We start from the raw sequence: 23,894 nt of genomic DNA, 5'->3' as shown, positions 1-23,894 counted from the left end.
AGACGCCGCCCATGACGAACAAATGCTGCGCCGCGAGCCTTTCAGCCCGATGCGAGGGGCTGCCGAATTCTCGTCTCAAACAAACGGGTTTGCGATTCACCACTTGGGGGGCCTCGTGTTGCGCCGCGACGTTCTCGCGCCTTGCCCGCATGGTGCAGCAGCGGCCAGGCCGAGTCGATTTCAGCACATTACAGCCGCGCTCGACCTCGGCAAGATCCCCGGTTTCGGGGCTTGCCGCGCGCCGCGCCAAGGGGCGGCGCCCGGTGGCTCAGCCGCCGTGCAGCCGCCGCACCAGGCGCGCGGCCCAGCCCGGCGACTGGGGCGTACCGACCTGCACGAGCAGCGCGGAGATGTTGTCGCGGCCGCCGGCCTCGTTGGCCGCGTCCACCAGCAGCGACGCCGTCTCGACCAGCGGCTTGCCGGCCCCGAAGTGGGCCGAGATCGCGCCGTCGTCCAGCATGTCGGTCAGGCCGTCGGAGCACAGCAGGAAGACGTCGCCGACCAGCGCCTCGTGGTCGTGCACCTCGAGATCGATCTCGTCCTCGATGCCCAGCGCGCGCGTGACGATGTTGCGAAAGCGCGGATCCAGCAGCGCATCGACGGACAGCGCGCCCATCGCGATCTGCTCGTCGACCCAGCAATGGTCGCGCGTGACCTGTTCGAGCACGCCGGCGCGCCAGCGATAGCAGCGCGAGTCGCCGAGGTGGGCGACCGTCATGCGGTCGTGCATCAGCACCGCGATGACCAGCGTCGAGCCCATGCCCTCGTAGTCGGGCTCGCGGCGCGCGGCCGCGATGATGCTGGCGTTGGCGCGCGCCGCGGCGAAGCGCATGTCCTCGTGCAGGCCGGCGCGGTCGGGCGACACCGGCGCCGCATGCAGGTGCGGCAGCGCCGACGCCAGCTCGTCGAAGATCTCGTCGACCGCCATCCGGCTGGCCACCTCGCCCGCGGCATAGCCGCCCATGCCGTCGGCGAGGATCGCCAGGCCGAGGTTCGCGTCGAAGCGCAGCGCGTCCTCGTTGGCCGAGCGCACGCGTCCCGCATCGGTGCGCGAGGCCATCTCGCAATGGGGGGCCGTGGTGCCGAGGGCGGCCATCTCAGCGATGCCCGCCTGGGCAGGGCCTGCGTGCGGAGCGGGAACCGAGCTTCATGAATGATCCTGATGCGTCCGGGATCCGCGACGACGGGGATCGCGGGAAAGACGGCTGGCGGACCGGTTGCGACGCCCGTCGCGTCGCCGCCCTGCTCACTTCTTGCGTCGCAGCTTCTTGCCCTGCTCCGCGTAGGCGCGCGCGAACTCCTGATTGAGCAGTCGATCGAAATGATCCTCGGCTTCCTTCTCGAGCTCGCCATACATCGCCAGGAAGCTTTCCCACAGCTTGGCCCGGTGCAGCGCGGGCACCACGCTGTCGAGCGCACCCGACTTCTTGATGCGCTTCTCCACCGTGTCGGGCGCGAACATCTTCAGCGCGGCCAGCAGCGCCGCGCGCGTGCCGGCCATGACGGCCATCTCGTGCGCGCAGACGTCGTTGACGGCGTCCCCGATGGCCTTGACCGGTGGCAGGAACAGCTTGTTGCCATGCTGGCGCACGTCCACGAGATAGCGCAACGCGTCGCGCGCCGACTCGGAGTGCTTGAGCGGATTGTTTTCGCGCGACGCGATCATCGTGCGATCCTCGATGCGCAGCTCGTTCTTGAGCTCGGCGCGCATCTGCAGCATCTGGTACAGGCCGTTGACGGTGAGGTTCAGCAGCTCGCCGACGATGCGGATCGTCTCCATCGGGTTGGATGCATCGAGGTCGCCCGGCTCGAGCTCGAGTGCCTGCGCGAGCACGGCCAGCGCCGCGGTGCCGTCGACCCCCGCGCCGCCGGCGGCCACCGGCGGGGCCTTCGGCGCGACGGCGGGCTCGGGCGCGGCACGCGGCGGCGCGATGACGTGCGTGCGCGCGGGTGCGGCGACGTCGGCCATCAGGTCGATGTCCAGCGGGTCGATGTCGGCCGGCGGCGCGGCGGCGCGGACGGGGGCGAGCGGCGCCGGCGCCGGCGCTGGAGCCGGCGCGCTGCGGGCCGGGCCGAAGTCCTTGTCGAGGGCCGCGAAGATGTCGTCGTCGAACGGCTCGGGCAGCGTGTTGTTGCCTTGCGCGGGCATCGCGAGGTTGACGTCCTGCTGGCGGAACAGGCCCTGGGCCTGGTCGCTCATCGGAACCGCGGCGGCGGGCCTGTCCGTGCCCAGGAACGCGTCGAGCGCGCTGGCGCCGTAGTCGTTGCCGGCCGGCACCGACACGCGATGGGCCGCGGCATCCGCGCTCGCCGCGCGCGGGCGCGGGGACGCCGACGGCGGCGCGTCGAGCATGCGGCTCAGGTCGCCGGCCGCAGGATCGGCCTCGAGCGGCTGGGCCAGCGGCGCCACTGGCGGCGCGCGCCGCGCCTCGGGCGTCGGCGGCTTCGCCCAGTTGGGCGACGTGCCGAACTGCGAATCGCGCGCAACACCGGCTGCCGGTGGCGGCGCGAGCGACGCCATCATGTCGAGACTGTCGGCACGCGCGCCGGCGGAATGGCCGAACGCGGCGAGCGGATCGCGGATGGCGGGTGCAGCGGGTGCCGCGGCGGAGGCACCCTGGAGTTCGGCCACCAGCAGGTAGTCGCCCAGCTGGATGCGGTCGCCGTTGGACAGCTCCACCGCCGCGCCTGGCGGCACCGCGTTGTCGTTGACGCTGCAGCCGTTGACCTTGGAGATCACCTTCAGCGAATAGCGGCCGTCGCGGCAGCGGATCTCCAGGTGCTCGCGCGAGATGTAGCGATCCGGGCTCGGCAGCGGCAGCGAACAGGTGTTGCTGCGCCCGATGCGTCCGCCATTGGCACCGAAGCGCGCGTTGATCGCTTGCGGCTGGTCGGGCGGAGGGCAACGCAATGCGCGGACGACGAGTTCCATGGCAGTTCGATGAGGAGTCGAAACGATTATGGCGCGCTGGATCCGGCGCGCGCGCCGTGCCGGCGAAATCGGGGCTTCCTGGACATCCTTGCGCGGCGGCGGCGAGACAGATCCAGGGTTATCCCGGGAGATTCGCGGCTAGTCGACGCCCTTGCACTTGTTGGCTTCCTTGAGGAAGTCCTTGCCCTCGGCCGCCGTCGGCTTGCGATAGATGGCGCACAGCCGCGCACGCGCGCCAGGCGCGCCCATCGCATCGGCGCGTTCCATCTGGCGGATGCCCTCGGGCACGCGACCGGCGAGATAGGCCTCGTAGCCCTTGCGCAGCAGGTCCGAGGCGTCGGCATGGGCGTCCACCCGCGGAGGCCTCAACGCCGCGGCGGCCTCCGCATCGGCCTTGGCCTTGGCGTCCGAATCGGCCTTGGCCTGCGCAGCTTCCTGGTCCGCCTTTGCCTTCGCGTCGGCGTCCGCCCTGGCCTTGGCCTGCGCGTCGAGTTCGGCCTTGCGCCGGGCCAGCTCGTCGGCCTTGCGTTGCGCAGCGGCCGTGTCGTCGACCGTCGGCGCGACGACGGCGCTGGCGCCGGTCGCGACAGGCGCCGGTGCGGGCGATGCGACGACCAGCGACGCTGCCGGCGCGGGCGCGGGGGTCGGCGACGGCACGGGCACGGCGGCGACCGGCGGCGGCGGCGCGCTGTCGACCGTCGTCGGCGCCGGCGCCGGCTTGAGCACGAACCAGGCGCCCGCCGCGAGCGCGACGACCGCCGCACCCGCGATCGGCAGCAGCAGAGGGTTCCTGCCGGAGGGCGCCACCGCGACCGGCGCGGGCGCTGCGGGCGGCGGTGTCGGCGCACGCGCGGGAGCGGGCGCGCGCGCGGGCGGCTTGTCCCGGATCGGACGCACCATCGTCAACTCGGCGTCGTCGTCGGCGGCGACGGGCGCCGGGGCGCGGGCCAGCATGGTCGCCTCCGGATCGGCCGGCTTCAGCATCGCGGCGGCTTGCGCCTCGCGCGCGCGCTTCGCCTCGACATCCGCCCGCCGCGCAGCCTCCTCGTCGGCCTGGCGCTTCGCCTCGAGCACGGCCTTCGCGCGCGCATCGGCGTCCGCCTTGGCCGTCGCATCGGCGGCGGCCTGGAGGCGCGCTTGCTCGTCGGCCTGGCGTCGGAGGGCCGCGGCCGCGTCCTGCGCGGCCTGGTCCTCGGCCCGGCGCTTCGCCTCGGCCTCGACAGCCTCGCGCTCGGCCAGTTCATCGGCCAGGCGCTTGCGCTGCGCGGCCGCCTCGGCCTCGGCTTGCAATCGGGCGGCCGCCGCGGCCTGCTCGCGCGCGACCTCGGCGGCGCGGCGCGCCTGCTCCTCGGCGACGCGCCTGGCCTGCGCCTCGGCGCGCGCGCGTTCGCGCGCCGCCTCGGTCTCGCTGCGCAGGCGCGCGATGTAGCCCGTCTGCGCCTTCAGCTGGGCCTCGATGACGGCGACGCGCTCGGCCAGCGGCACGGGCAGCTTCAACGGCAGCGCCTGCATCGACGCAAAGCCCTTGCCGACCTGCTCGACGCTGGCGGCCAGCTTGTCCAGGCGCGCCTGGATGGCGTCGATCGGCGCCTCGCCGGCCGCCGCATCGACGGACTCCAGCGCGCGCGACTCGCTGCCCCACGCGCCGTCCTGGCCGGACAGGCGCTTTTCCAGCACGTCGAGCTTCTGCTCGAAGCCCCCGAGCGCGCTGCGGCCCTCGCGTTCGATGCGCTCGCAGAGCGTCTCCTGCGCCGCCGCGGCCGCGTCGAGCGCGCCGCGGCGCGATTCCAGCTCGGCCTGCGCGTCGGGGGCGAGCGCGTACGAGTCGGCAACGAACGCGCCAATCGCCGTGGCGCTCTCGCGCAGCTTCGCAACGACGGCGCGCCCGGCCGCGGCGTTGGCGGGGCCGTCGATCAGCAAGGTGTTCTGCGCGAACAGCGCCTGCCCCGCCTCGAGCTGCGCCCCGGCTTCGGCGAGCAGCGCCCGCGAGCTTTCGAGCCACTGCGCGGACTGCGCCTGTGCCTCGGCCTCGGCCGCGCGCTGTTCGGCCTCGGCCTGCTGCAGCTCGAGCTCGGCGCGCTTCATGTCCTCCTCGTAGCGGCGCCGGGCCTCGTCGGCGCGCCGCCGGGCCTCCTCGACCGCCGCGGCGCGGCCCGTCGACGCGCCGCTGCCGGAATGGCTGCCGCCGGTCGCTCCGGTGCCCGTGCCGGTTCCGGTTCCGGTGCCCGTTCCCGTGCGATCGGCCGGCGCGACGCCGTCGTTCAGGTGCTTCAACGCCTCAGCCGACATGATCATCGTCGACTCCGATTCGTCGCCGGAGTCGGCCAGGCCCACGGCGGCCGTCAGCGCGCGGCTGAACTCGGCGGCGCTGGCGAAGCGGTCGGTCGCGACCTTGGCCAGCGCCCGCAACACCACGGCATCGATCGCCTCCGGAATGGACGGGTTGTGGCTGGACGGCGGCTTCGGCGCCTCCATCAGCACCTTCTGCATCACCGCGACCATGCCGCCCGAGAACGGCCGCTCGCCGACCAGGAACTGGTACAGGATGACGCCCGCGGCATAGAGGTCGGACCGCGCGTCGGCCGTCTCGCCGCGGATCTGCTCGGGCGCCATGTAGCTGGGCGTGCCCAGCACGGTGCCGGCGTGCGTCTTCGCGGTGGAGTCGATGCGCGCGATGCCGAAGTCGCCCAGCTTCACCGAGCCGTCGTCGGTGACGAAGATGTTGTCGGGCTTGACGTCGCGGTGGATGACGCCGCGGCCGTGCGAGTAGCCGAGCGCGTCGAGCAGCTCGCCCATCAGGCGCACGATCTGCGACATCGAGAACGGATGGCGGGCCGCGAAGAAGGACTTCAGCTCCTTGCCCTGCACGAACTCCATGACGATGAAGGACAGCCCCTTCTCCTCGCCATAGTCGTAGATGCCGACGATGTTGCGGTGGTTCAGGCGGCCGGCGGCCTTGGCCTCGATCAGGAAGCGCCGCGAGTGCTCCTCGGCCTCCTCGGCGTCGAGCTCGTCCTTCTTGATCGTCTTGATGGCGACGATCCGGTCGATGATCGGGTCGTATCCCTCATAGACGATGCCCATCGCACCCTTGCCGATCGCTCGGCGGATCTCGTACTTGCCCAGCTGTTTGGGTACGTCGCTCAATGGGCTCGAAGTGGACGACGACGCCCGGGCAACCGGGCATCCGGAGCCGCCGGAAAGACCTTCTCGGCGGCGATTGGCGTCGGCAATGTTACCCGAGTGTTGCGCGGCCTCCTGCGCGCCGCGTCGCACGTGGCGCGCGTTTCCGGGCCGGAATCCACGCGAAATACACGTGTCCGAAAACGGCGAGTAGGGACTTGGCGCCTGCCTATGATGACGGCATGGAACTCGATCCCGACATCGCCTGGAAGGCCCTCGCCGCGCACGACGCGCGCTTCGACGGCCGCTTCTTCGTGGGCGTCACGTCGACGCGCATCTACTGCCGCCCGGTGTGCCGCGTGCGTACGCCGCGCCGCGAGAACTGCCGCTTCTACGCCAACGCCGCCACGGCCGAACAGGCCGGCTTCCGGCCGTGCCTGCGCTGCCGTCCGGAGCTCGCGCCGGGCCTGAGCCTGATGGACTCGTCGCAGGTGCTCGCGCAGCACGCGGCGCGCATGATCGACCATGCCGTGCGCGTCGGCGCGGCCGTGCGCATGCCCGAGCTCGCGGCGCGGCTGGGCGTCACCGAGCGCCACCTGCGGCGCGTGTTCGCGCAGGCGCACGGCGTCAGCCCGATCGACTACCTCACCACGCAACGCCTGCTGCAGGCCAAGCAGCTGCTGACCGACACCGACCTGCCCGTCACCGAGGTGGCGCTCGCCTGCGGCTTCGAGAGCCTGCGCCGCTTCAACGCCGTCTTCGCCGAGCAGGTGCGGCTCAAGCCGACCGAGCTGCGCGGCGCCGCGCGCTCGTCCAAGGCCGGCGGCGACGGGCTGCGGGTCCGCCTCGGATACCGGCCGCCGTATGACGTCGCCAGCATGCTGGCGTTCTGGGAGCAGCGCGTGCTGGCGGGTGTCGAGGAGGTCAGCGGCCGTGTCATCCGCCGCACCTGGAGCGCGCCGCGGCCGGCCGTCGACGAATCCGGCCACGCCGGCGCCGCGGCGGAACCCGCGCGCGGCTGGATCGAGATCGAGTTCCTGGAAGAACGCCACGAGGTCGAGCTGCGCGCCAGCGCGAACCTCGCCGCGCACAGCGGCCAGCTGGTCGAGGCGGCGCGCCACGCGCTCGACCTGGACGCCGATCCCACCCACATGGCGCCGCTGCTGGCGACGCTGGCCGAGCTGCATCCGGCTTCGGCGATGACGGCGGGCCTGCGCATGCCCGGCAGCTTCGACGGCTTCGAGACCGCCGCGCGCATCGTGCTGGGCCAGCAGGTCACCGTCGCCGCCGCGCGCACGTTGACGCGGCGGCTCATCGAGCGCTTCGGCGCGCCGGTCGAGACGCCCTGGCCCGGCCTGACCCGCTGCTTCCCCGACGCGGCGACGATCGCCGCGGCCACGCCCGACTCGATCGGCGAGCTGGGCATCGTGCGCCAGCGCGTGGCCGCGCTGCAGGGCCTCGCGCGCGCCGTCGTCGACGGCCTGCCGCTGCATCGCGGCGCGCCGCTGGCCAGCACGCAGGACACGCTGCTCGCCCTGCCCGGCATCGGCGACTGGACGACGCAGCTGCTCGCGCTGCGCGTGCTGGGCTGGCCCGACGCCTTTCCCGCGACCGACATCGGCCTGCTGAAGGCGCTGGGCCTCGCGCAGGCGCGCGACGCACCGCAGGCCATCGCGATGGCCGAGAGCTGGCGTCCCTGGCGCTCCTACGCCGTCATCGCGCTGTGGCGGGCGCTGGAGTCCGACGATCCGAGCCCGGCGCCCGCCCCCGTCAAGAAACGCAATGCGGTCCGCAAGACGACCGCCAAGGAATCAGCATGACCCACACCGCTTCCCACGCCCTGCCCGCGCGCCGCACCACCGGCGACGCACTCGTCCAGGGCGTCATCGACACGCCGCTCGGCCCCCTCACCGCGCTGGCCAGCGACGAGGGCCTGATGGGCCTGTGGTTCGGCGACCAGCTGCATTCGCCCGGCATGCTCGAGGCCCCCGTCGACGACGCGCAGCGCTGGATCGCGCAGGCGCGCGAGGAGCTCGCGCTCTATTTCGCGGGCCGGCTGCGCGAATTCAAGGTACCGCTGGCGCCGCGCGGCACCGACTTCCAGGAGGCCGTCTGGCGCCGCCTTTGCGCGATCCGGTGCGGCGACACCGTCAGCTACGGCCGCATCGCGCGCGAGCTGGGCAGCCCGCAGGCGTCGCGCGCGGTGGGCGCGGCGGTCGGGCGCAATCCGATCTCCGTCATCGTGCCGTGCCATCGCGTCATAGGCGAGAACGGCACGCTCACCGGCTACGCGGGCGGCCTGCATCGCAAGCAGGCGCTGCTGGACATCGAGGGCACCGCGCTGGCGCCCGGCGCGCGCCACGAGGCGCAGGCCCAGTTGCTGTGATGGCAAGGACGCCGCTGGGCCTGCGCGACGCCACGCTGGCCGACCTCGCGACCATCGACGAGATCCACGTGCAGAGCCGCCGCGTCGCATACCGGGGCCAGGTATCCGACCACTACCTCGACGTCACGATGCCGGCGGCCAGCATCGAGGACTGGCGACGCAAGCTGCCGGCGCTTCTGGATGGCGCGGGCCGCGTGCTGGTCGCGGAGTCCGACGGCGAGCCCATCGCGTTCGTCGCGGCCTTCGCGCCCGACGAGCGCGGCAGCGTCTACATCAACAACCTGCACGCGCGTCCCGACCGCAAGGGGCTGGGCGCGGGCTCCGCGCTGCTGGCCGCGACGGCGCAGTGGGCGCGCGACGTCGGCGCCAGCGCGCTGCACCTGAAGGTGCTGCAGACGAACACGCCGGCCATCGGCTTCTACGAGTCGCTCGGCTGGCGCTGCGTCGATCGCGTGGACGACACCTGGGCCGGCGAAGCGATCGTGGCCCTGGTCTACGCCATCGACCTCACTTGAAGCACTTCATGTCGAACTCGTAGGTGGAGATGCGCGACTCGTGCACTTCCACTGGCTCGCGTCGCACCGCGCCGTCGGTGCCGACCAGGTGGTACGGCGTCACCGTGCAGCGCGCGGGCGTCAGGTCGATCTCGATTTCGTACTGCTCGCCCGCCTTCGGCACGAACGCCGGCACCTTGCAGACGCCGGCGGTGCGCGCGCGCACCTCGTTCTGCGTGTCGGGCTGCAGCACGTGCATGACCTCGGCGCTCGTGACCGTCGGGAACACGGCGCGCGGCCCGATCACCAGCGCCTCCTCGGCGCGCACGTAGCGCTCGAGCGTGGCGGGCGACACGGGCTTGTCGTCCAGCATGCCGATGCGTTCGGCGTCGCGGCTGTTGCCGCCGGTCATGCCGAGGTTGGCCTTGGTGAAGCACGACGGCGAGTCGAACACGGCGATGTCGGCGTAGTAGGCGTACGGACGCAGGTTGACGACCCGCACCTTGGCCGCGGCCACGCCCTTGGGCGGCTCGCGATATTTCGGCGCCGCGTTGGGCACCGCGCTGCACGCCGCGAGCCAGGCCGCGGCCGCCAGCGCGAGCCCCCCGCGCGCGCGGGACGCGCGGGCGGGGGCGCGCGCGCCGGCGTTCGGGGTAAGGTCGTGGCAGTCGTTCATGGCGGGCTCCTGCCTGTGTATCGGCTCGGTGCGCGAGAAGCTGTAGATCGTGTCGCCTTCGACACGTCGGCTGTCGGCAGCGCGCGGCCTTCCCGGGCGGGAATGAACGGGATATCGGCTGCTTTTCGGCGAACCTGAAATCGCGGCCGCTCAGCGGGCCTCGACCTTCAGGATCACGATCGGCGCCTGTCCGCCCGCGTGGGGCGCGGCGAGATCGGCCTGCGCCGGGGGAGTGGCGCACCGGCCGTCATCCCACAGCTTGCGGCCGGCCACCGCCAGGCGCGCGAAACGATGTCCTGCGACAACGGCGTCCATGGCGTCCTCCGCTTCGCGTCGGGGCAGGCTTCCGCTGGCGGCGCGTGTGCGAATGCCATGGCAAGCGCTTGTCCGGCGACTCATCCGATGTGACGACGTCGCGCGCCATGCCCCAAAGTCAAAAGCCGCTGCAAATCGACGATTCGCAACGGCTTTGAGATGAGTGGCGGAGTGGACGGGACTCGAACCCGCGACCCCCGGCGTGACAGGCCGGTATTCTAACCAACTGAACTACCACTCCACGTGGCGGACGACTCGAGCGACGCCGCTCGAGGCGCTGCAAGCGCTGAAGGCTTGCGATGTGACTGGTGACCCCAAGGGGATTCGAACCCCTGTAACGACCGTGAAAGGGTCGTGTCCTAGGCCTCTAGACGATAGGGCCAGTCTGAAAGCAATTCTGCACCAGGTTTCCCTGGATCAAAAACGGGCTGCATCCTGTCGACTGCAACCCGCTGGTATTTTGGCGGAGTGGACGGGACTCGAACCCGCGACCCCCGGCGTGACAGGCCGGTATTCTAACCAACTGAACTACCACTCCACGTGGTCGGCAACTTCGAACTTGCGTTCCAAGCGCTGCCTGCAACTTGTGCCCGCTTTCGCTGGCGACCCCACGGGGATTCGAACCCCGGTAACGACCGTGAAAGGGTCGTGTCCTAGGCCTCTAGACGATAGGGTCAGTATTCTTTCTTCTCTCTTCAGCCACGCGTTGCTGGCAACCGGCTAAGCGGTTGGTGGAGGTAAGCGGGATCGAACCGCTGACCTCTTGCATGCCATGCAAGCGCTCTCCCAGCTGAGCTATACCCCCGATTCTGGCCTCGACAGCAACCTGTCAAAACCGCATCGCGTGGTGAAGAGCGAAGACCGCTAGTATAGAACAGATTTCAAACAGTGCGCAAGCGGTCGAGCACAACTTGTCGATCGAAAAGCGCCAGCAGCGCATCGATGGCCGGCGTCTGGGCGCGCCCGCACACGACCACGCGCAGCGGGATCGCCAGTTGCGGCATCTTGATGGCGTGCGCCGCCAGCGTCTCCTTCATCGCGGCGGCGATGCCGGCCTTGTCCCACGTCGCGGTCTCGAGCTTGTCGCGCAGCGTGCGCAGCGCGGTCTTCGCGGCGTCGGTGACGTGCTGGTCGACCTCGGCTTGCGGCGCCGCCTGCGGCTCGTAGAACATCTCCAGCCAGCCGGCCAGTTCGACGGTGGTCTGGCAGCGATCCTTCAGCAGCGCGCAGCGCGCGGCCATCGCGTCGTCGGCCTGCGCCTCGATGCCCTTCTTCTTCAGCTGCGCCACCGCCAGCGCGGCCAGCCGCGCGTCGCCAGCCTGCTTCATGTGGTGCGCGTTGACCCACAGCAGCTTGGCCGGATCCCACTGCGCCGGGCTCCTGTTCAGGTGCGAGCCGTCGAACCACGCCACCATCTGCTCCAGCGTGAACAGCTCGTCGTCGCCATGGCTCCAGCCCAGGCGCGCGAGGTAGTTGTTCATGCCCTCGGGCAGGTAGCCGTTGTCCTCGTAGTCGGTAACGCTGACCGCGCCGCGGCGCTTGGACAGCTTCAGCCCGTCGTCGCCGAGGATGATGGGCAGGTGGCCGAACTGCGGCAGCGCCGCGCCCAGCGCGCGGAACATGTTGATCTGCCAGGGCGTGTTGTTGATGTGCTCGTCGCCGCGGAAGACGTGGCTGATGCGCATGTCCCAGTCGTCGACCACCACCGCGAAGTTGTACGTCGGCACGCCGTCGTCGCGCACGATGATGAGGTCGTCGATCTCCTTGTTGCCGATGGTGATCGGGCCCTTGACCAGGTCGTCCCAGCTCACCTCGCCGTCGGCCGGATTGGCGAAGCGAACCACGGGCTTCACGCCCTCGGGAATCGCCGGCAGCGTCTTGCCGGGCAGCGGACGCCACGTGCCGTCGTAGCGCCGCTTCTCGCCGCGCGCTTCCTGGTCGGCCTTCATCTTCTCGAGGTCGTCCGGCGTGCAATAGCAGTGGTAAGCGGTGCCCGCCGCGAGCATCTGGTCGACGACCGCCTTGTAGCGATCGAGGCGCTGCATCTGGTAGACCGGGCCCTCGTCGTACTGCAGGCCCAGCCACTTCATCGCGGCGATGATCTGGTCGACCGAGTCCTGCGTCGAGCGCGCGACGTCGGTGTCCTCGATGCGCAGCACGAACTCGCCGCCGTGATGGCGCGCGAACGCCCACGAGTACAGCGCGGTGCGCGCGGTGCCGAGGTGGAGGAAGCCCGTCGGCGACGGGGCGATGCGGGTGCGGATGGGTGTGGTCACGGTGCGGTCAATTGAAAAGGCACCCGAAGGTGCCGTGTGCATCGGAGAAAGCGGAGCTTACTCGCCGGTGTTCTGCAGCGCGAGGCGCGAGCGGGCGGGATCGTCCTCCTCCGTCTGCTGCGAACGGCGCTGCTCGCGCATCGTCGAGAAGTCCTCGACGCTGACGTCGCCCGTGATGTAGCGGCCGTCGAAGCACGAGGCCTCGAAACTCGCGACCTTGCCGTTGAGCTTGCCGACCACGCGCTTCATCGCGTCGACGTCCTGGTAGATCAGCGCGTCGGCGCCGATGAACTCGCGGATCTCGTCCTGCGTGCGGCCCGACGCGATCAGCTCCTCCGGCGTGGGCATGTCGATGCCGTAGACGTTCGGGTACTTCACCGGCGGCGCGGCCGAGGCCATGTAGACCTTGTTGGCCCCGGCCTCGCGCGCCATCTGCACGATCTCCTTGGACGTCGTGCCGCGCACGATGGAGTCGTCCACGAGCAGCACGTTGCGGCCCTTGAACTCGACACCGATCGCGTTGAGCTTCTGACGGACCGACTTCTTGCGCACCGACTGCCCCGGCATGATGAAGGTGCGGCCGACGTAGCGGTTCTTGACGAAGCCCTCGCGGTACGGCTTGCCGATCTTCTGCGCCAGCTGCATCGCCGACGGGCGGCTCGATTCGGGGATCGGGATCACGACGTCGATGTCGGACGGCGGCATCGTCGAGATCAGGCGCTGCGCCAGCGTCTCACCCATGTTGAGGCGCGCCTGGTAGACGGAGATGCCGTCGATGACGGAATCGGGCCGCGCGAGGTACACGTACTCGAACATGCACGGGTTGAGCGTCGGGTTCTCGGCGCACTGCTTGGCGTGCACGTTGCCGTTCGGGTCGATGAACAGCGCCTCGCCCGGGGCGACGTCGCGCACGACCTGGTGGCCGGTGCCCTCGAGCGCCACGCTCTCGCTGGCCACGATCACGCTGTTGCCGTCGGCCGTCTCGGCGGTGCCGTAGATCAGCGGGCGGATGCCGTACGGATCGCGGAACGCCAACAGCCCGTAGCCGGCGATCAGCGCGACGACGGCGTAGGACCCCTTGATGCGCTTGTGCACCGCACCCACGGCCTGGAAGACCACGTCGGGCGTCAGATCCGAGCCGCGCGCCGCGTTCTGCAGCTCATGCGCGAGGATGTTGATCAGCACTTCGGTGTCGGACTCGGTGTTGATGTGGCGGCGATCCTTCTCGACCAGCTCCGCCTTCAGCGCGTGCGCGTTGGTCAGGTTGCCGTTGTGCACCAGCACGATGCCGAACGGCGCATTGACGTAGAACGGCTGCGCCTCTTCCTCGCTGTACGCGTTGCCCGCGGTGGGGTAGCGCACCTGGCCGAGGCCGACCGTGCCCGGCAGCGCGCGCATGTTGCGCGTGCGGAAGACGTCGCGCACCATGCCGCGCGCCTTGTGCATGAAGCACTTGGTGCCTTGCATCGTCACGATGCCGGCGGCATCCTGCCCGCGGTGCTGCAGCAGCAGCAGCGCGTCATAGATCATCTGGTTGACGGGGGATTTCGAGATCACGCCGACGATGCCGCACATACCTTGTTCCGTTTCAAGAAAAATACCGAGAGAGTTCGTTCGTGACCGTCGTCGCGGCCTGCGCCACATCCGTAACCGTAGCCGAGTTCGACCCGAATGGGTGAGCGTCCTACGTGGCGATGTGCACGTTAAGTGATTGCGGCAGCACGGGTTTCAACCCTTCCAGCGCCAGGCCCAACCACAGCGCCCCGTGCGAGTTCTTCCAGACCGCCGACGAGGCATACGGCGACAGCGACACCAGCATCCCCACCACGACCAGGATCAGCGCCCCGCGCACCACCCCGAAGAGGCCGCCCAGCAGGCGGTCGAAGAACGACAGCGGCGTCGCCGAGACCAGCGCCCGCAGCATGCGCGCCAGCAGCGTGCAGGTGAGCAGGATCAGCACGAACACGATGATGTAGGCCGTCCACAGTCGCGCCGGCGAGCCGTCGTCGCCCAGCGGGATGAACCGGGCCAGCAGCGGCCCCAGCGTGTTGGCGATGACGAAGGCCACGGCCCAGCCCAGCAGCGAGACGATCTCGAACACGAAGCCGCGCCACAGCCCGATCAGCACCGACAGGCCGAACACCGACAGCAGCGCGATGTCGACCCAGCCGAGCTGGACGTCGAAATGCGGCAGGTTCACAGCGCCAGCACCACGGCCTGCAGGCCGTCGGCCTTCAACTTGGCCGCGATCTTGTCCGCCTCGGCCTTGGTCGCGACCGGCCCGACGCGCACGCGGATGCGCTTGCCGGTCGGCGTGTCGACGCCTTGCGTGTAAGTCTTCATGCCCAGCTTCTCGACCTTGGCGCGCGTCTCGCGAACCTTCGCGTCCTCGAGGAAGGCGCCGACCTGCACCACGAAGCGGCCACCGTTGGCGGCGGCGTCGGGCGGATTGGTCGCGCTGTCGGCCAGGATCGCCGCGGGCGACGGCCTGGACGCCGCGATCGCCGGCGGCAGCACCGGCCCGGTCGTGTGCAGCGCGGGCGACGGCTTCGAGGCAGCCACAGTTGCCGCGGCGGAGGCGGCCGGCTTGACGGGCTTGGCCGCGGGCTTCGTTTGCGCAACGGTCGAGCTGCTGCCGCCCATCGACGGCGCGACGTAGGCCGCCGACGCCGGCGCCGTGCCCGCGCTCGACGAGCCGGAACCCAGCGCCGACGCCAGCGACGCGAATGCCGACCGATGCGTCGACGCCGCAGCGGCCGGCGCCGACGCCGCCACCGGCGCCGACGGCCTGGCGTCGTAGGAAACGGACTCGGGCGTCGGCAGCGACGCCGCGAGCGGCGCGGCCGAGACCGGGTTGCGCGACGCATGCGAGGACGCGTCGACCACGGCCGCGGCGTTGCGGGCCGGGATCTCGATGGGCAGGTCGACCGGGATGGGCCGCGGCTGCGTCTCGAACAGCAGCGGGAAGCCGATCACGCCGATCAGCAGCAGCACCGTCGCCCCCATCAGCCGCGTGCGGGCGCGGGCGCGCACCTCGCGCATGGCTTCGGCGGTGTCGGCGGGATTCTGGGCGTTGGCCAGCGGGGCCTGGCGAGCGGCGGACTTCGCCCCCCGCCCCTTCGGGGCCTGGGCAGACGTCTGCTTGTTGCGTTGGAAAATCGACAGCAGCCCCATGCCTTCTCATCGGTGTCCGGGGCCGGACAAGTGGCGTGGAGCAGCGCGGGCGCGCTGCTGCATCAACCGAGGTGTCGGGCCACCAGGCGCGGGGGGCCGTCCTTCAGCACGCCGCCCACGGTGTAGAACGAGCCGAAGACGACGATTCTATCAGCCGGGTCTGCCTGGGCGAGCGCGGCGGCCAGCGCCTGCGCCGGCGAGGCGAAGGTGCTGACCCGCGGCTTGGGCGACGCCGACGGCGCCGTGGCCGTCAGCTGCCACACGGTCTCGGCCAGTTCGGTCGCCTTGGCGGCGCGCGGCAGCGGCAGGTCGGTCAGCATCCAGTCGTCGACCAGGTGCGAGATCTTGCCGACCGCGCCGGCCAGATCCTTGTCGTGCATCGCGCCGAACACTGCGAACGTGCGCTTGAAGAAGCCCATCTGGTCCAGGTTCATGGCCAGCGCGGCCACCGAATGCGGATTGTGGGCGACGTCCAGCACCAGCGCCGGCTGGCCCGGGACGATCTGGAAGCGCCCCGGCAGGTCGATCGACGCGAAACCGATGCGCACGGCCTGCGCGGTCAGCGGCAGCTTGTCGCGCAGCGTCTCGAGCGCTGCCAGCGCGCCCGACGCGTTGAGCAACTGGTTGGCGCCGCGCAGCGACGGGTAGCCCAGCGAGTTCCAGCGCTTGCCGCGACCGCTCCAGGCCCATTGCTGGCGGTCGCCGGAGTAGTTGAAGTCGCGCCCGCTGAGCCACAGGTCGGCGCCGATCTGGGTGGCGTAGTCGATGATGCTTTGCGGCGGCAGCGGGTCGCCGACGATCAGCGGCCGCCCCTTGCGCGCGATGTGCGCCTTCTCGCGCCCGATCGACTCGCGGTCGGGGCCCAGGTACTCGACGTGGTCGATGTCGATGCTGGTGATGACCGAGACGTCGGCGTCGACCGCGTTGACCGCGTCGAGCCGCCCGCCCAGGCCGACTTCCAGGATCACGAGGTCGACGGCCGCCGACGCCAGCGTGCGCATGATGACCAGCGTCGTGAACTCGAAGTAGGTCAGCGCGATGTCGCCGCGCGCGGCCTCGACGGCCTCGAAATGCGGCAGCAGATCCTCGGCCTTCACCATCGCGCCGTTGATGCGGCAGCGCTCCTCGAAGTGCACCAGGTGCGGCTTGATGTAGGCGCCGACCTTGTAGCCGGCCGCCAGCACGATCGCCTCCAGCATCGCGCAGGTCGAACCCTTGCCGTTGGTGCCGGCCACGGTGATGACCGGCATCGCGAACTTCAGCCCGAGGCGCTCGATCAGCGTCTTCGTGCGCGCGAGCGTCATGTCGATCTGCTTGGGATGCAGGCGTTCGCAGTGGGCGAGCCACTCGGCGAGATTGGTCGGCTGGGTCATGGGATCGATTGGATCAGGAATGACAAAGGCGGCACGAGCGTGAGCCCGGGCCGCCCTTGGACGGAGACGGAAGCGAAGCTTAAGCGACGGCGTCGGCGCTCTGGCGCTGCAACTGGGCCAGCAGGCGCGCGATCGTCGGACGCAGCTTGCGGCGGTCGACGATCATGTCGATCGCACCCTTCTGCATCAGGAACTCGGAACGCTGGAAGCCTTCCGGCAGCTTCTCGCGCACGGTGTTCTCGATGACGCGCGGGCCGGCGAAGCCGATCAGCGCCTTGGGCTCGCCGATGACGACGTCGCCGATGAACGCGAAGCTGGCCGACACGCCGCCCATGGTCGGGTCGGTCAGCACGCTGATGTAGGGCAGCTTCGCCTTGGCCAGCAGCGTCAGCGCGCCGTTGGTCTTGGCCATCTGCAGCAGGCTGAACAGGCCTTCCTGCATCCGCGCGCCGCCGGTGGCGGTGTAGCACACGAAGGGCACGCGCTGCTCGACCGCGGTGCGCACGCCGCGCACGAAGCGCTCGCCGACGACCGAGCCCATCGAGCCGCCCATGAAGTCGAACTCGAAGCAGGCGACGACCAGCGGCACGCTCATCACGGCGCCGCCCATCACGACCAGCGCGTCGGTCTCGCCGGTGGCTTCCAGCGCGCCTTGCAGGCGCTCGGGGTACTTGCGGCTGTCCTTGAACTTCAGCGGGTCGACCGGGATGACTTCCTGGCCGATCTCGAAGCGGCCTTCCTGGTCGAGGAAGCCGTCGAGCCGCGCCCGCGCGCCGATGCGCAGGTGGTGGTCGCACTTGGGGCAGACGTTCAGGTTCTGCTCGAGGTCGGTCTTGTAGAGCACCGTTTCGCACGAGGGGCACTTGATCCACAGGCCTTCGGGGATCGTGCGGCGCTCGCTCGGATCCGTCTGCTGGATCTTCGGGGGCAACAGCTTCTCAAGCCAACTCATCAATGAACTCCTTGCATGCGGCTCGGGTGGAGCCGCCCAACGTCGCCGGCGGGGGAGGCCCGCCGGACTCGCGAAACGACGATTTTACGCTTTCCGGACTTCGTCCACGGCCGAGCGGATCCCGGCGATGAACCGGCGGGCGCCGTCGGCCACCTGGTCGCGCGGCAGCGCTTCCAGGCACTGCACCAGCGCCGAGCCGATGACCACGGCGTCCGACACCCGCGCCACCGCCTGCGCCGAGGCCGCGTCGCGGATGCCGAAGCCGACGCCCACCGGCACCTTCACGTGCGCCTTGATCCGGGGCACGGCGCGTGCAACGGCGTCGGTGTCGAGGTGGCCGGCACCGGTGACGCCCTTCAGCGACACGTAGTAGACATAGCCGGCCGCGACCTCGCCGACCTGCTTCATGCGCGCCTCGGTCGACGTCGGCGCCAGCAGGAAGATCGGCGCCAGCCCGGCCGCCTTCAGCGCGGCGGAGAACTGGACCGACTCCTCGGGCGGATAGTCGACGACCAGCACCCCGTCGACGCCGGCCTCGGCCGCGGCGCGGACGAAGCCGCCCTTGCCGTGCGCCAGGTCGTAGGCCTCGATCGGGTTGGCGTAGCCCATCAGCACGACCGGCGTGGCCGCGTCGCGCGCGCGGAACGCGCGGACGGCCTCCAGCACCTGCGGCGTGCCGATCCCGCGCGCCAGCGCGCGTTCGGACGCCTTCTGGATCACCGGCCCGTCGGCCATCGGGTCGGAGAACGGCACGCCCAGCTCGATGACGTCGGCGCCGCCGGCGGCCAGCGCCAGCATGATGTCGACGGTGGCGTCGGCGTACGGGTCGCCGCACGCGATGTACGGGATGACCGCGGCGCGGCCATCGGCTCGCAGCTTCGCGAAGACAGTGTCGATGCGGCTCATTGCGCAGCTCCCGTCTTGCCGCCCTTGACGGCGTGTCCCGCCATCGATGGTCGGTCGTAGTACGCGGTGCCGGACAGGTCGGCCACGGTGCCGATGTCCTTGTCGCCACGTCCGGACAGGTTGACCAGGATGTGCTGGTCGGGCCGCATCGTCGCCGCCAGCTTCATGCCGTAGGCGACCGCGTGGCTGGACTCCAGCGCCGGGATGATGCCCTCGGTGCGGCACAGCCGGTGGAACGCCGCCAGCGCCTCGTCGTCGGTGATGCCGACGTACTCGGCGCGGCCGATGTCCTTCAGCCACGCATGCTCGGGGCCGACGCCGGGGTAGTCCAGGCCGGCCGAGATCGAGTGCGTCTCGGTGATCTGGCCGTTGGCGTCCTGCAGCAGGTAGGTGCGGTTGCCGTGCAGCACGCCGGGCGAGCCGCGGGTCAGCGACGCCGAGTGCTTGCCGGAATCCAGGCCCAGGCCCGCGGCCTCGACGCCGATCAGCCGCGTGGCCTCGTGCTTGATGTACGGATAGAAGATGCCCATCGCGTTGCTGCCGCCGCCCACGCAGGCGATCACGGCGTCGGGCTGGCGGCCGGCCATCTCGGGCATCTGCACCAGGCATTCCTCGCCGATGACGCTCTGGAACTCGCGCACCATGGTCGGATACGGGTGCGGCCCGGCGACGGTGCCGATCACGTAGAACGTGTTCTCGACGTTGGTCACCCAGTCGCGCAGCGCCTCGTTGAGCGCGTCCTTCAGCGTCCTGCTGCCCGACTCCACCGGCACCACCGTCGCGCCCAGCAAGTGCATGCGGTAGACGTTGGGGCTCTGGCGCTTGACGTCCTCGGCGCCCATGTAGACGATGCACTCGAGGCCGTAGCGCGCGCAGATCGTGGCCGTCGCCACGCCGTGCTGGCCGGCGCCGGTCTCCGCGATGATGCGCGGCTTGCCCATGCGGCGCGCCAGCAGCACCTGGCCGATGGTGTTGTTGATCTTGTGCGCGCCGGTGTGGTTCAGGTCCTCGCGCTTGAGCCAGATCTGCGCCCCGCCCATCTCGCGGCTCATGCGGTCGGCGTGGTAGATCGGGCTCGGACGGCCGACGAAGTGCTTGAGCTCGTGGTGGAACTCGCGAAGGAACTCCGGATCCTTGCGGTAGTGCTCGTACGCGGCCTTGAGCTCGTCGATCGCGTGGGTGAGCGTCTCGGCGACGAAGGTGCCGCCGTACGGCCCGAAGTGGCCCGATGCATCGGGCTGGGAATACTCGAACATGGTGATCAGCTTTCTCCGTCCTGGCCGGACGGAAGACGAAGCGGCGTCGCCGCTTCAGGTCATGGCATTGGCGATGCGGGCATCGGCCTCGCGCACCGCCTCGCAGAACCGGCGGATCAGGACGGCATCCTTGATGCCCTTGGCCTGCTCCACGCCGGAACTCACGTCAACGGCCCAGGGCCGGACGTGCATCACTCCATCGATCACGTTTGCAGGATTCAACCCACCAGACAAAACGACTGGAAGGGGGACGCCTGACGGAATTTGAGACCAATCGAACACCTTTCCACCACCGCCGTAGCCCTCGACGAACGCGTCGAGCAGCAGGCCGGCCGCGCTGGGGAAGCCAGAAGCGAAGTCTAGCAAATCGACGCCCGGTGCCATGCGAACGGCGCGCAGGTAGGGCCTTCCCGGCTGCTCGCACTGCTCGCGCCCTTCGTCGCCGTGGAATTGCAGCAGCGCGTTCGGGGCCGCGGCGACGGCTTCGTCGATCAGGTCGGGGCTCGCATTGACGAACAGGCACACCGGCGTGACGAACGGCGGCAGCCGCTTCGCGAGCGCGGCCAGGCGCGCGATCGAGACGTGGCGCGGGCTGCGCTCGTACAGCACGAAGCCGACGGCATCGGCGCCGGCGGCGACGGCCGCGTCGACGTCCTCTTCGCGCGTCAAGCCGCAGATCTTGATTCGGGTGCGGTGGCTGCTCATTGCTTTGCCGGAGTACCGGAAACGTAAGGATGCGCCTCGTCCGGACGCGCCAGTTCGACGGGCACGCGCGGCAGCCAGTCGTGCGCCGCCGTGCGACGCGGCACGGCCAAGTGCGGATCGTAGATCGGACCGAGGAAGTACAGGCCGGCCGCCGGAAAGGTCGGCGGCGCGAGCTCGCGATTGCGTTCGGCCAGCAACTCCGCCATGTATTCCGGCGACTGGTTGCCGCTGCCGATCGTGATCAGCGCGCCCATCAGGTTGCGCACCATGTGGTGCAGGAACGCGCTGGCCTCGAAGTCGAAGCGCCAGTAGTCGCCGATGCGGTTGATCTCGATGCGCCGCATCTCCTTGACCGGCGACAGCGCCTGGCAGGCCGAGGCGCGGAAGGAACTGAAGTCGTGCTCGCCGATCAGCGCGCGGGCCGCCTGCCGCATCCGGTCGATGTCCAGCGGCCGGAAGACCCAGCCGCACAGGCCGGCCTCGATCGCGGGGCGGGCCGCCGACTCGCGCACGAGGAACGCGTACTGGCGCCCGCGCGCGCTGTTGCGCGCATGGAAGTCCGGCTCGACGTTCTGCGCCCACTGCACGGCGATGTCCTCGGGCAGGAAGCGATTGGTGCCGCGCACCCACGAGAAGATCTCGCGCGCGACCGGCGCGTCGAAGTGCACGACCTGGTTGAGCGCGTGCACGCCGGCGTCGGTGCGGCCGGCGCACACGGTCGGAACGACCTCGCCGCGCGGCAGGCCGACGAACTCGGCCAGCGCGCGCTCGAGCTTGTCCTGCACCGTGCGTCCGTCGGGCTGCGACTGCCACCCGTGGTAGTTCTGGCCGCGATACGCAATGCCCAAAGCAACACGCCCGGGCGGGACGGCGTCCTGCGCGGGCGAGTTCGGGGTTTCGGATTCCGGCTGACCGGGCGCGAGGCCCGGCGTGCTCGTGGTGTCTTCGGGGATCGGTGTCGTCACCCGCGAAGGTTAACCCAAGGCATCCAGCATCGTCTGGGCGCGGGACTTCAGCGGGCCGTCCGCCTTGGAGACGACTTCTTCCAGCAATTCGCGCGCGCCCTCGTGGTCGCCGATGCGGCGGAACTCGTCGGCCAGCTCGATCTTGCGGGCCATCGGCTCGCTGTCGCCATGCCCGCCGCCCATGTCGAGCTCGGGCAGCACCGACTCCTCGTGCGCCTCGGCGACGTGATGCGACTTGTCGAGATCCAGCGACAGGTCGCCGAAGTCAAAGTCGATGGCCGGTGCGCCCGCGGCAGCCGCGGGTGCCGCCGCGTGGACAGGCTCCGGCGCCGGCTCCGGGATCGTCGGCACTTCGACGACGTGACCGGGCTCGAGGTCGAAATCGCTGACTTCGAACGGCATGTCCTTCGCGCTGGAGGACTGGTGCGGCTGGCGCGCGGTGTCGCCGTCGGCCGTCATGTTCATCGGCTCGGTGTGCGCGACCGGCTGCACGTGCGTCGCGACCTCGGGCTGGATGGTGGGCGGTTCGTCGTGATCGAAGTCGATCGGCAGGTCGGTCGACGAGAACTCGTGGTGGCCCTCGGCCTTGTCGGCCGGCGGACGCATCAGCGTCACCTCGTCGGCCGGCTCGTCGCCCAGCGGATGCAGCGGCATCGGATCGGTGTCGACGATGGCGTATTCGCCGCCTTCGGTATACAGCGGGTTGGTCGGGTCGATCTGGCGGCCCAGCTCCTGCGCCTTCGTCCAGTCCTCGCCCTGGCCGTTGGTCAGGCCTTGCAGCTGGCGCGCCTGCGTCTCGAAGGTCTTCAGGTCGGCGCGCTTGGCGTAGACCTCCAGCAGCTTGGTGCGGATCGCCAGGCGGTCCGGGTCGGAGCGCTGGGCTTCCTTCAGGATTTCCTCGGCCTGCAGGTCGCGGCCATAGGCCAGGTAGACGTCGGCCTCGGCGACCGGATCGACGTCACCGATGGCATCGAGCTGGCTCAGCGAGTAGTTGAGCGACGACGACGCCGAGTTGGCCGCGCCGTCGCGCGTGTCGACGCGCTGGCCGCCGCTGGCGCCGAAGAACGAGTCCGGCTGGATCTTGCTCTCGATGAACGAAGTCTCGCCCGAGAACTTGTTGCGGTCGCCGCCCTGGCGCTTGCGCCAGAACAGGAAACCGCCCAGCAGCACGGCGAGGCCGGCGATGCCCGGGACGATGTACGGCGGCTCGAACAGCGAGGACAGGAAGCTGTCGTCGGCCGCCGGCGTCGGGGTCGATGCCGGCACGGCCGCGCGCGGCGCGGAGGCGCGCACGGGCACCGACGGCGCGACGAACGGGGCGGGCGCGCTGGCGGCGATGACCGGCGCGGACGCGATCACCGGCGCCGCGACGACCGGCGCCGAGGCGATGACCGGTGCCTTGACGGCCGGCGACGGCGTCGACGGCACGACGGCAGGCGCGGCAGCGGCGACGACCACCGGCTTGGGCGCGGGCACCGGTGCCGGCGGGGGCGGCGGCGGAACCGGCGCGGGCTTGGGCGCGGCGACCGGCACCGGCGCGGGCGCCGGGGCGGGCTTGGGCGCGACGACCGGCGCGGGCGGCGTATGCGCCACGATGGCCGGCACCGGCAGCGCCGGAGCCGGGGCCGGGGCCGGCGTCTTGGCAGCCGGCACGGCTGGAGCCGGCGGGGTCTTTGCGTCGGCCAGCTTCTTCAGCTCGGCGACGTTGCGGCTCAGCTCGGCGACGCGCGCGGCCTCGGCCTTGCGCAGCGTCTCCTTCGAATCCTTGGCTTCCGACGGCGCGCCCGGCTTGGCGGCGCCGCGCGACAGCGTCAGCTTGTCGGACGGGGGCGGCGCGGACGCCGTCTTCTGGTCGTTGATCTTGGCCTCGACCTTGCCCGACGCGGCGCGCTTGCCTTCGTCGGTGTGCACCGTGGTGACGCCGGTGGCCAGGCGGTTGCGGTAGGCGGCGAAGTCGGCGCTCTGGGCCTGGATGACCTGGTGCGCTTCAGGCGTCGACAGCTGCTTGGCGGTGTCGGCGCTCGGGACGGTCAGCGTGACGCCGGACTTCATCCGGTTCATGTTGTCGTCGATGAAAGCCTGCGGGTTGTTGCGATACAGCGAGACCAGCATCTGGTCGAGCGAGACGCCGCTGGGCTTGTTGCTCGCCGCAATCGAGGTCAGGGTGTCGCCCGAGTTGACCTTCACGGTGGACTCGCCACCACCGCTGGAAACCGGCGCCGGGGCCGGGCTCTCGGCGCGCTCGACCGGGGCCGGCGCGGGCTTCGGAGCGGGCGCGGGACGCGGAGCCGGCGCGGGCTTGGGCGCCGGCGTGCGGGCGGCCGGCGCCGGCACGGGTGCCGGCAGCGGCGCGGGCGGCGG

At 70.7% G+C, this 23,894-nt stretch carries 19 protein-coding genes and 5 tRNA genes; 3 read left to right on the top strand and 21 right to left on the bottom strand.

The annotated features are described in order from the left end of the window. Positions 1-268 precede the first annotated feature (268 nt). From LPC04_RS28755 to LPC04_RS28745, 3 genes are all read right to left on the bottom strand, one after another. Positions 269-1,096: a PP2C family protein-serine/threonine phosphatase gene (locus LPC04_RS28755; protein WP_275685776.1), complete on the bottom strand. Its 828-nt coding sequence runs from the start codon at positions 1,094-1,096 to the stop codon at positions 269-271. Between the two features lie 150 nt (positions 1,097-1,246). Then, positions 1,247-2,932, bottom strand: coding sequence for a type VI secretion system-associated FHA domain protein TagH (tagH, locus tag LPC04_RS28750; RefSeq protein WP_275685775.1), 1,686 nt, complete (start codon positions 2,930-2,932; stop codon positions 1,247-1,249). Between the two features lie 138 nt (positions 2,933-3,070). After that, positions 3,071-6,079 carry a serine/threonine-protein kinase gene (locus LPC04_RS28745; RefSeq protein ID WP_275685774.1) on the bottom strand — a complete coding sequence of 1,003 codons (3,009 nt, stop codon included), beginning with the start codon at positions 6,077-6,079 and terminating at the stop codon, positions 3,071-3,073. 218 nt (positions 6,080-6,297) lie between these two features. Between LPC04_RS28745 and LPC04_RS28740 the strand changes: the two genes are divergently transcribed. Genes LPC04_RS28740 through LPC04_RS28730 form a run of 3 tightly spaced genes read left to right on the top strand, consistent with a single transcriptional unit; the run spans position 6,298 to position 8,956 of the window. Next, a complete protein-coding gene (locus LPC04_RS28740) occupies positions 6,298-7,875 on the top strand; it encodes an Ada metal-binding domain-containing protein (protein WP_275685773.1) in 1,578 nt (525 codons plus the stop codon). After that, entirely contained in the window at positions 7,872-8,441 is a 570-nt protein-coding gene (locus LPC04_RS28735) for a methylated-DNA--[protein]-cysteine S-methyltransferase (RefSeq protein ID WP_275685772.1), read from the top strand. Before LPC04_RS28740 ends, LPC04_RS28735 begins: the two co-directional genes overlap by 4 nt. Beyond that, positions 8,441-8,956 (top strand): GNAT family N-acetyltransferase, encoded by a 516-nt coding sequence (locus LPC04_RS28730; protein WP_275685771.1) that lies wholly within the window; start codon positions 8,441-8,443, stop codon positions 8,954-8,956. Before LPC04_RS28735 ends, LPC04_RS28730 begins: the two co-directional genes overlap by 1 nt. Here LPC04_RS28730 and LPC04_RS28725 read toward each other — a convergent pair. The 18 genes from LPC04_RS28725 to LPC04_RS28640 form a co-directional block, all read right to left on the bottom strand. Further along, positions 8,949-9,611 (bottom strand): hypothetical protein, encoded by a 663-nt coding sequence (locus tag LPC04_RS28725; RefSeq protein WP_275685770.1) that lies wholly within the window; start codon positions 9,609-9,611, stop codon positions 8,949-8,951. The two genes, LPC04_RS28730 and LPC04_RS28725, sit on opposite strands and share 8 nt — an antisense overlap. Before the next feature lie 150 nt (positions 9,612-9,761). Continuing rightward, on the bottom strand, positions 9,762-9,926 hold the full coding sequence (locus LPC04_RS28720) for a hypothetical protein (RefSeq protein ID WP_275685769.1): 165 nt from the start codon (positions 9,924-9,926) through the stop codon (positions 9,762-9,764). 164 nt (positions 9,927-10,090) lie between these two features. Beyond that, positions 10,091-10,167 (bottom strand) — tRNA-Asp (locus tag LPC04_RS28715). A 65-nt stretch (positions 10,168-10,232) separates the two neighbouring features. After that, positions 10,233-10,308 (bottom strand) — tRNA-Glu (locus tag LPC04_RS28710). 79 nt (positions 10,309-10,387) lie between these two features. After that, positions 10,388-10,464, bottom strand: a tRNA-Asp gene (locus LPC04_RS28705). A 62-nt stretch (positions 10,465-10,526) separates the two neighbouring features. Next, positions 10,527-10,602, bottom strand: a tRNA-Glu gene (locus LPC04_RS28700). A 53-nt stretch (positions 10,603-10,655) separates the two neighbouring features. Next, positions 10,656-10,731 (bottom strand) — tRNA-Ala (locus LPC04_RS28695). 76 nt (positions 10,732-10,807) lie between these two features. Then, positions 10,808-12,202 (bottom strand): glutamate--tRNA ligase, encoded by a 1,395-nt coding sequence (gene gltX / locus LPC04_RS28690; protein WP_275685768.1) that lies wholly within the window; start codon positions 12,200-12,202, stop codon positions 10,808-10,810. A gap of 57 nt (positions 12,203-12,259) precedes the next feature. Then, entirely contained in the window at positions 12,260-13,777 is a 1,518-nt protein-coding gene (gene purF / locus LPC04_RS28685; RefSeq protein ID WP_275685767.1) for an amidophosphoribosyltransferase, read from the bottom strand. A gap of 109 nt (positions 13,778-13,886) precedes the next feature. Continuing rightward, entirely contained in the window at positions 13,887-14,402 is a 516-nt protein-coding gene (locus tag LPC04_RS28680; RefSeq protein WP_275685766.1) for a CvpA family protein, read from the bottom strand. Next, positions 14,399-15,376: an SPOR domain-containing protein gene (locus LPC04_RS28675; protein WP_275685765.1), complete on the bottom strand. Its 978-nt coding sequence runs from the start codon at positions 15,374-15,376 to the stop codon at positions 14,399-14,401. The genes LPC04_RS28680 and LPC04_RS28675 overlap by 4 nt, the downstream gene beginning before the upstream one ends. Before the next feature lie 62 nt (positions 15,377-15,438). Further along, the gene (gene folC, locus LPC04_RS28670) at positions 15,439-16,749 is read right to left on the bottom strand and encodes a bifunctional tetrahydrofolate synthase/dihydrofolate synthase (RefSeq protein WP_275685764.1); all 1,311 of its coding nucleotides are present in this window, start codon (positions 16,747-16,749) and stop codon (positions 15,439-15,441) included. A 79-nt stretch (positions 16,750-16,828) separates the two neighbouring features. Continuing rightward, positions 16,829-17,701, bottom strand: coding sequence for an acetyl-CoA carboxylase, carboxyltransferase subunit beta (gene accD / locus LPC04_RS28665; RefSeq protein WP_275685763.1), 873 nt, complete (start codon positions 17,699-17,701; stop codon positions 16,829-16,831). Between the two features lie 84 nt (positions 17,702-17,785). Then, positions 17,786-18,607 carry a tryptophan synthase subunit alpha gene (trpA, locus tag LPC04_RS28660; RefSeq protein ID WP_275685762.1) on the bottom strand — a complete coding sequence of 274 codons (822 nt, stop codon included), beginning with the start codon at positions 18,605-18,607 and terminating at the stop codon, positions 17,786-17,788. Next, a complete protein-coding gene (gene trpB / locus LPC04_RS28655; RefSeq protein WP_275685761.1) occupies positions 18,604-19,863 on the bottom strand; it encodes a tryptophan synthase subunit beta in 1,260 nt (419 codons plus the stop codon). The genes trpA and trpB overlap by 4 nt, the downstream gene beginning before the upstream one ends. Positions 19,864-19,917: 54 nt before the next feature. Then, positions 19,918-20,568: a phosphoribosylanthranilate isomerase gene (locus LPC04_RS28650; RefSeq protein WP_275685760.1), complete on the bottom strand. Its 651-nt coding sequence runs from the start codon at positions 20,566-20,568 to the stop codon at positions 19,918-19,920. Further along, entirely contained in the window at positions 20,565-21,416 is an 852-nt protein-coding gene (truA, locus tag LPC04_RS28645) for a tRNA pseudouridine(38-40) synthase TruA (protein WP_275685788.1), read from the bottom strand. The genes LPC04_RS28650 and truA overlap by 4 nt, the downstream gene beginning before the upstream one ends. 126 nt (positions 21,417-21,542) lie before the next feature. Continuing rightward, positions 21,543-23,894 (bottom strand): motility hub landmark protein FimV (locus LPC04_RS28640; RefSeq protein ID WP_275685759.1); only part of this gene is annotated, 2,352 nt, incomplete at its 5' end.

It is taken from the genome of Scleromatobacter humisilvae (genome assembly GCF_023231945.1).
GTDB lineage: Bacteria > Pseudomonadota > Gammaproteobacteria > Burkholderiales > Burkholderiaceae_C > Scleromatobacter > Scleromatobacter humisilvae.
Note: the sequence above shows the minus strand (reverse complement) of the source record. Positions and strands in the feature narration are given on the sequence as shown.

Bases quoted from the DNA above. Each gene is read 5' to 3' on its own strand.
- LPC04_RS28755 (WP_275685776.1), bottom strand. From the start codon at position 1,096: ATGGCCGCCCTCGGCACCACGGCCCCCCATTGCGAGATGGCCTCGCGC.
- tagH (WP_275685775.1), bottom strand. From the start codon at position 2,932: ATGGAACTCGTCGTCCGCGCATTGCGTTGCCCTCCGCCCGACCAGCCG.
- LPC04_RS28740 (WP_275685773.1), top strand. From the start codon at position 6,298: ATGGAACTCGATCCCGACATCGCCTGGAAGGCCCTCGCCGCGCACGAC.
- LPC04_RS28735 (WP_275685772.1), top strand. From the start codon at position 7,872: ATGACCCACACCGCTTCCCACGCCCTGCCCGCGCGCCGCACCACCGGC.
- LPC04_RS28730 (WP_275685771.1), top strand. From the start codon at position 8,441: ATGGCAAGGACGCCGCTGGGCCTGCGCGACGCCACGCTGGCCGACCTC.
- LPC04_RS28725 (WP_275685770.1), bottom strand. From the start codon at position 9,611: ATGAACGACTGCCACGACCTTACCCCGAACGCCGGCGCGCGCGCCCCC.
- LPC04_RS28720 (WP_275685769.1), bottom strand. From the start codon at position 9,926: ATGGACGCCGTTGTCGCAGGACATCGTTTCGCGCGCCTGGCGGTGGCC.
- purF (WP_275685767.1), bottom strand. From the start codon at position 13,777: ATGTGCGGCATCGTCGGCGTGATCTCGAAATCCCCCGTCAACCAGATG.
- LPC04_RS28675 (WP_275685765.1), bottom strand. From the start codon at position 15,376: ATGGGGCTGCTGTCGATTTTCCAACGCAACAAGCAGACGTCTGCCCAG.
- folC (WP_275685764.1), bottom strand. From the start codon at position 16,749: ATGACCCAGCCGACCAATCTCGCCGAGTGGCTCGCCCACTGCGAACGC.
- accD (WP_275685763.1), bottom strand. From the start codon at position 17,701: ATGAGTTGGCTTGAGAAGCTGTTGCCCCCGAAGATCCAGCAGACGGAT.
- trpA (WP_275685762.1), bottom strand. From the start codon at position 18,607: ATGAGCCGCATCGACACTGTCTTCGCGAAGCTGCGAGCCGATGGCCGC.
- trpB (WP_275685761.1), bottom strand. From the start codon at position 19,863: ATGTTCGAGTATTCCCAGCCCGATGCATCGGGCCACTTCGGGCCGTAC.
- LPC04_RS28650 (WP_275685760.1), bottom strand. From the start codon at position 20,568: ATGAGCAGCCACCGCACCCGAATCAAGATCTGCGGCTTGACGCGCGAA.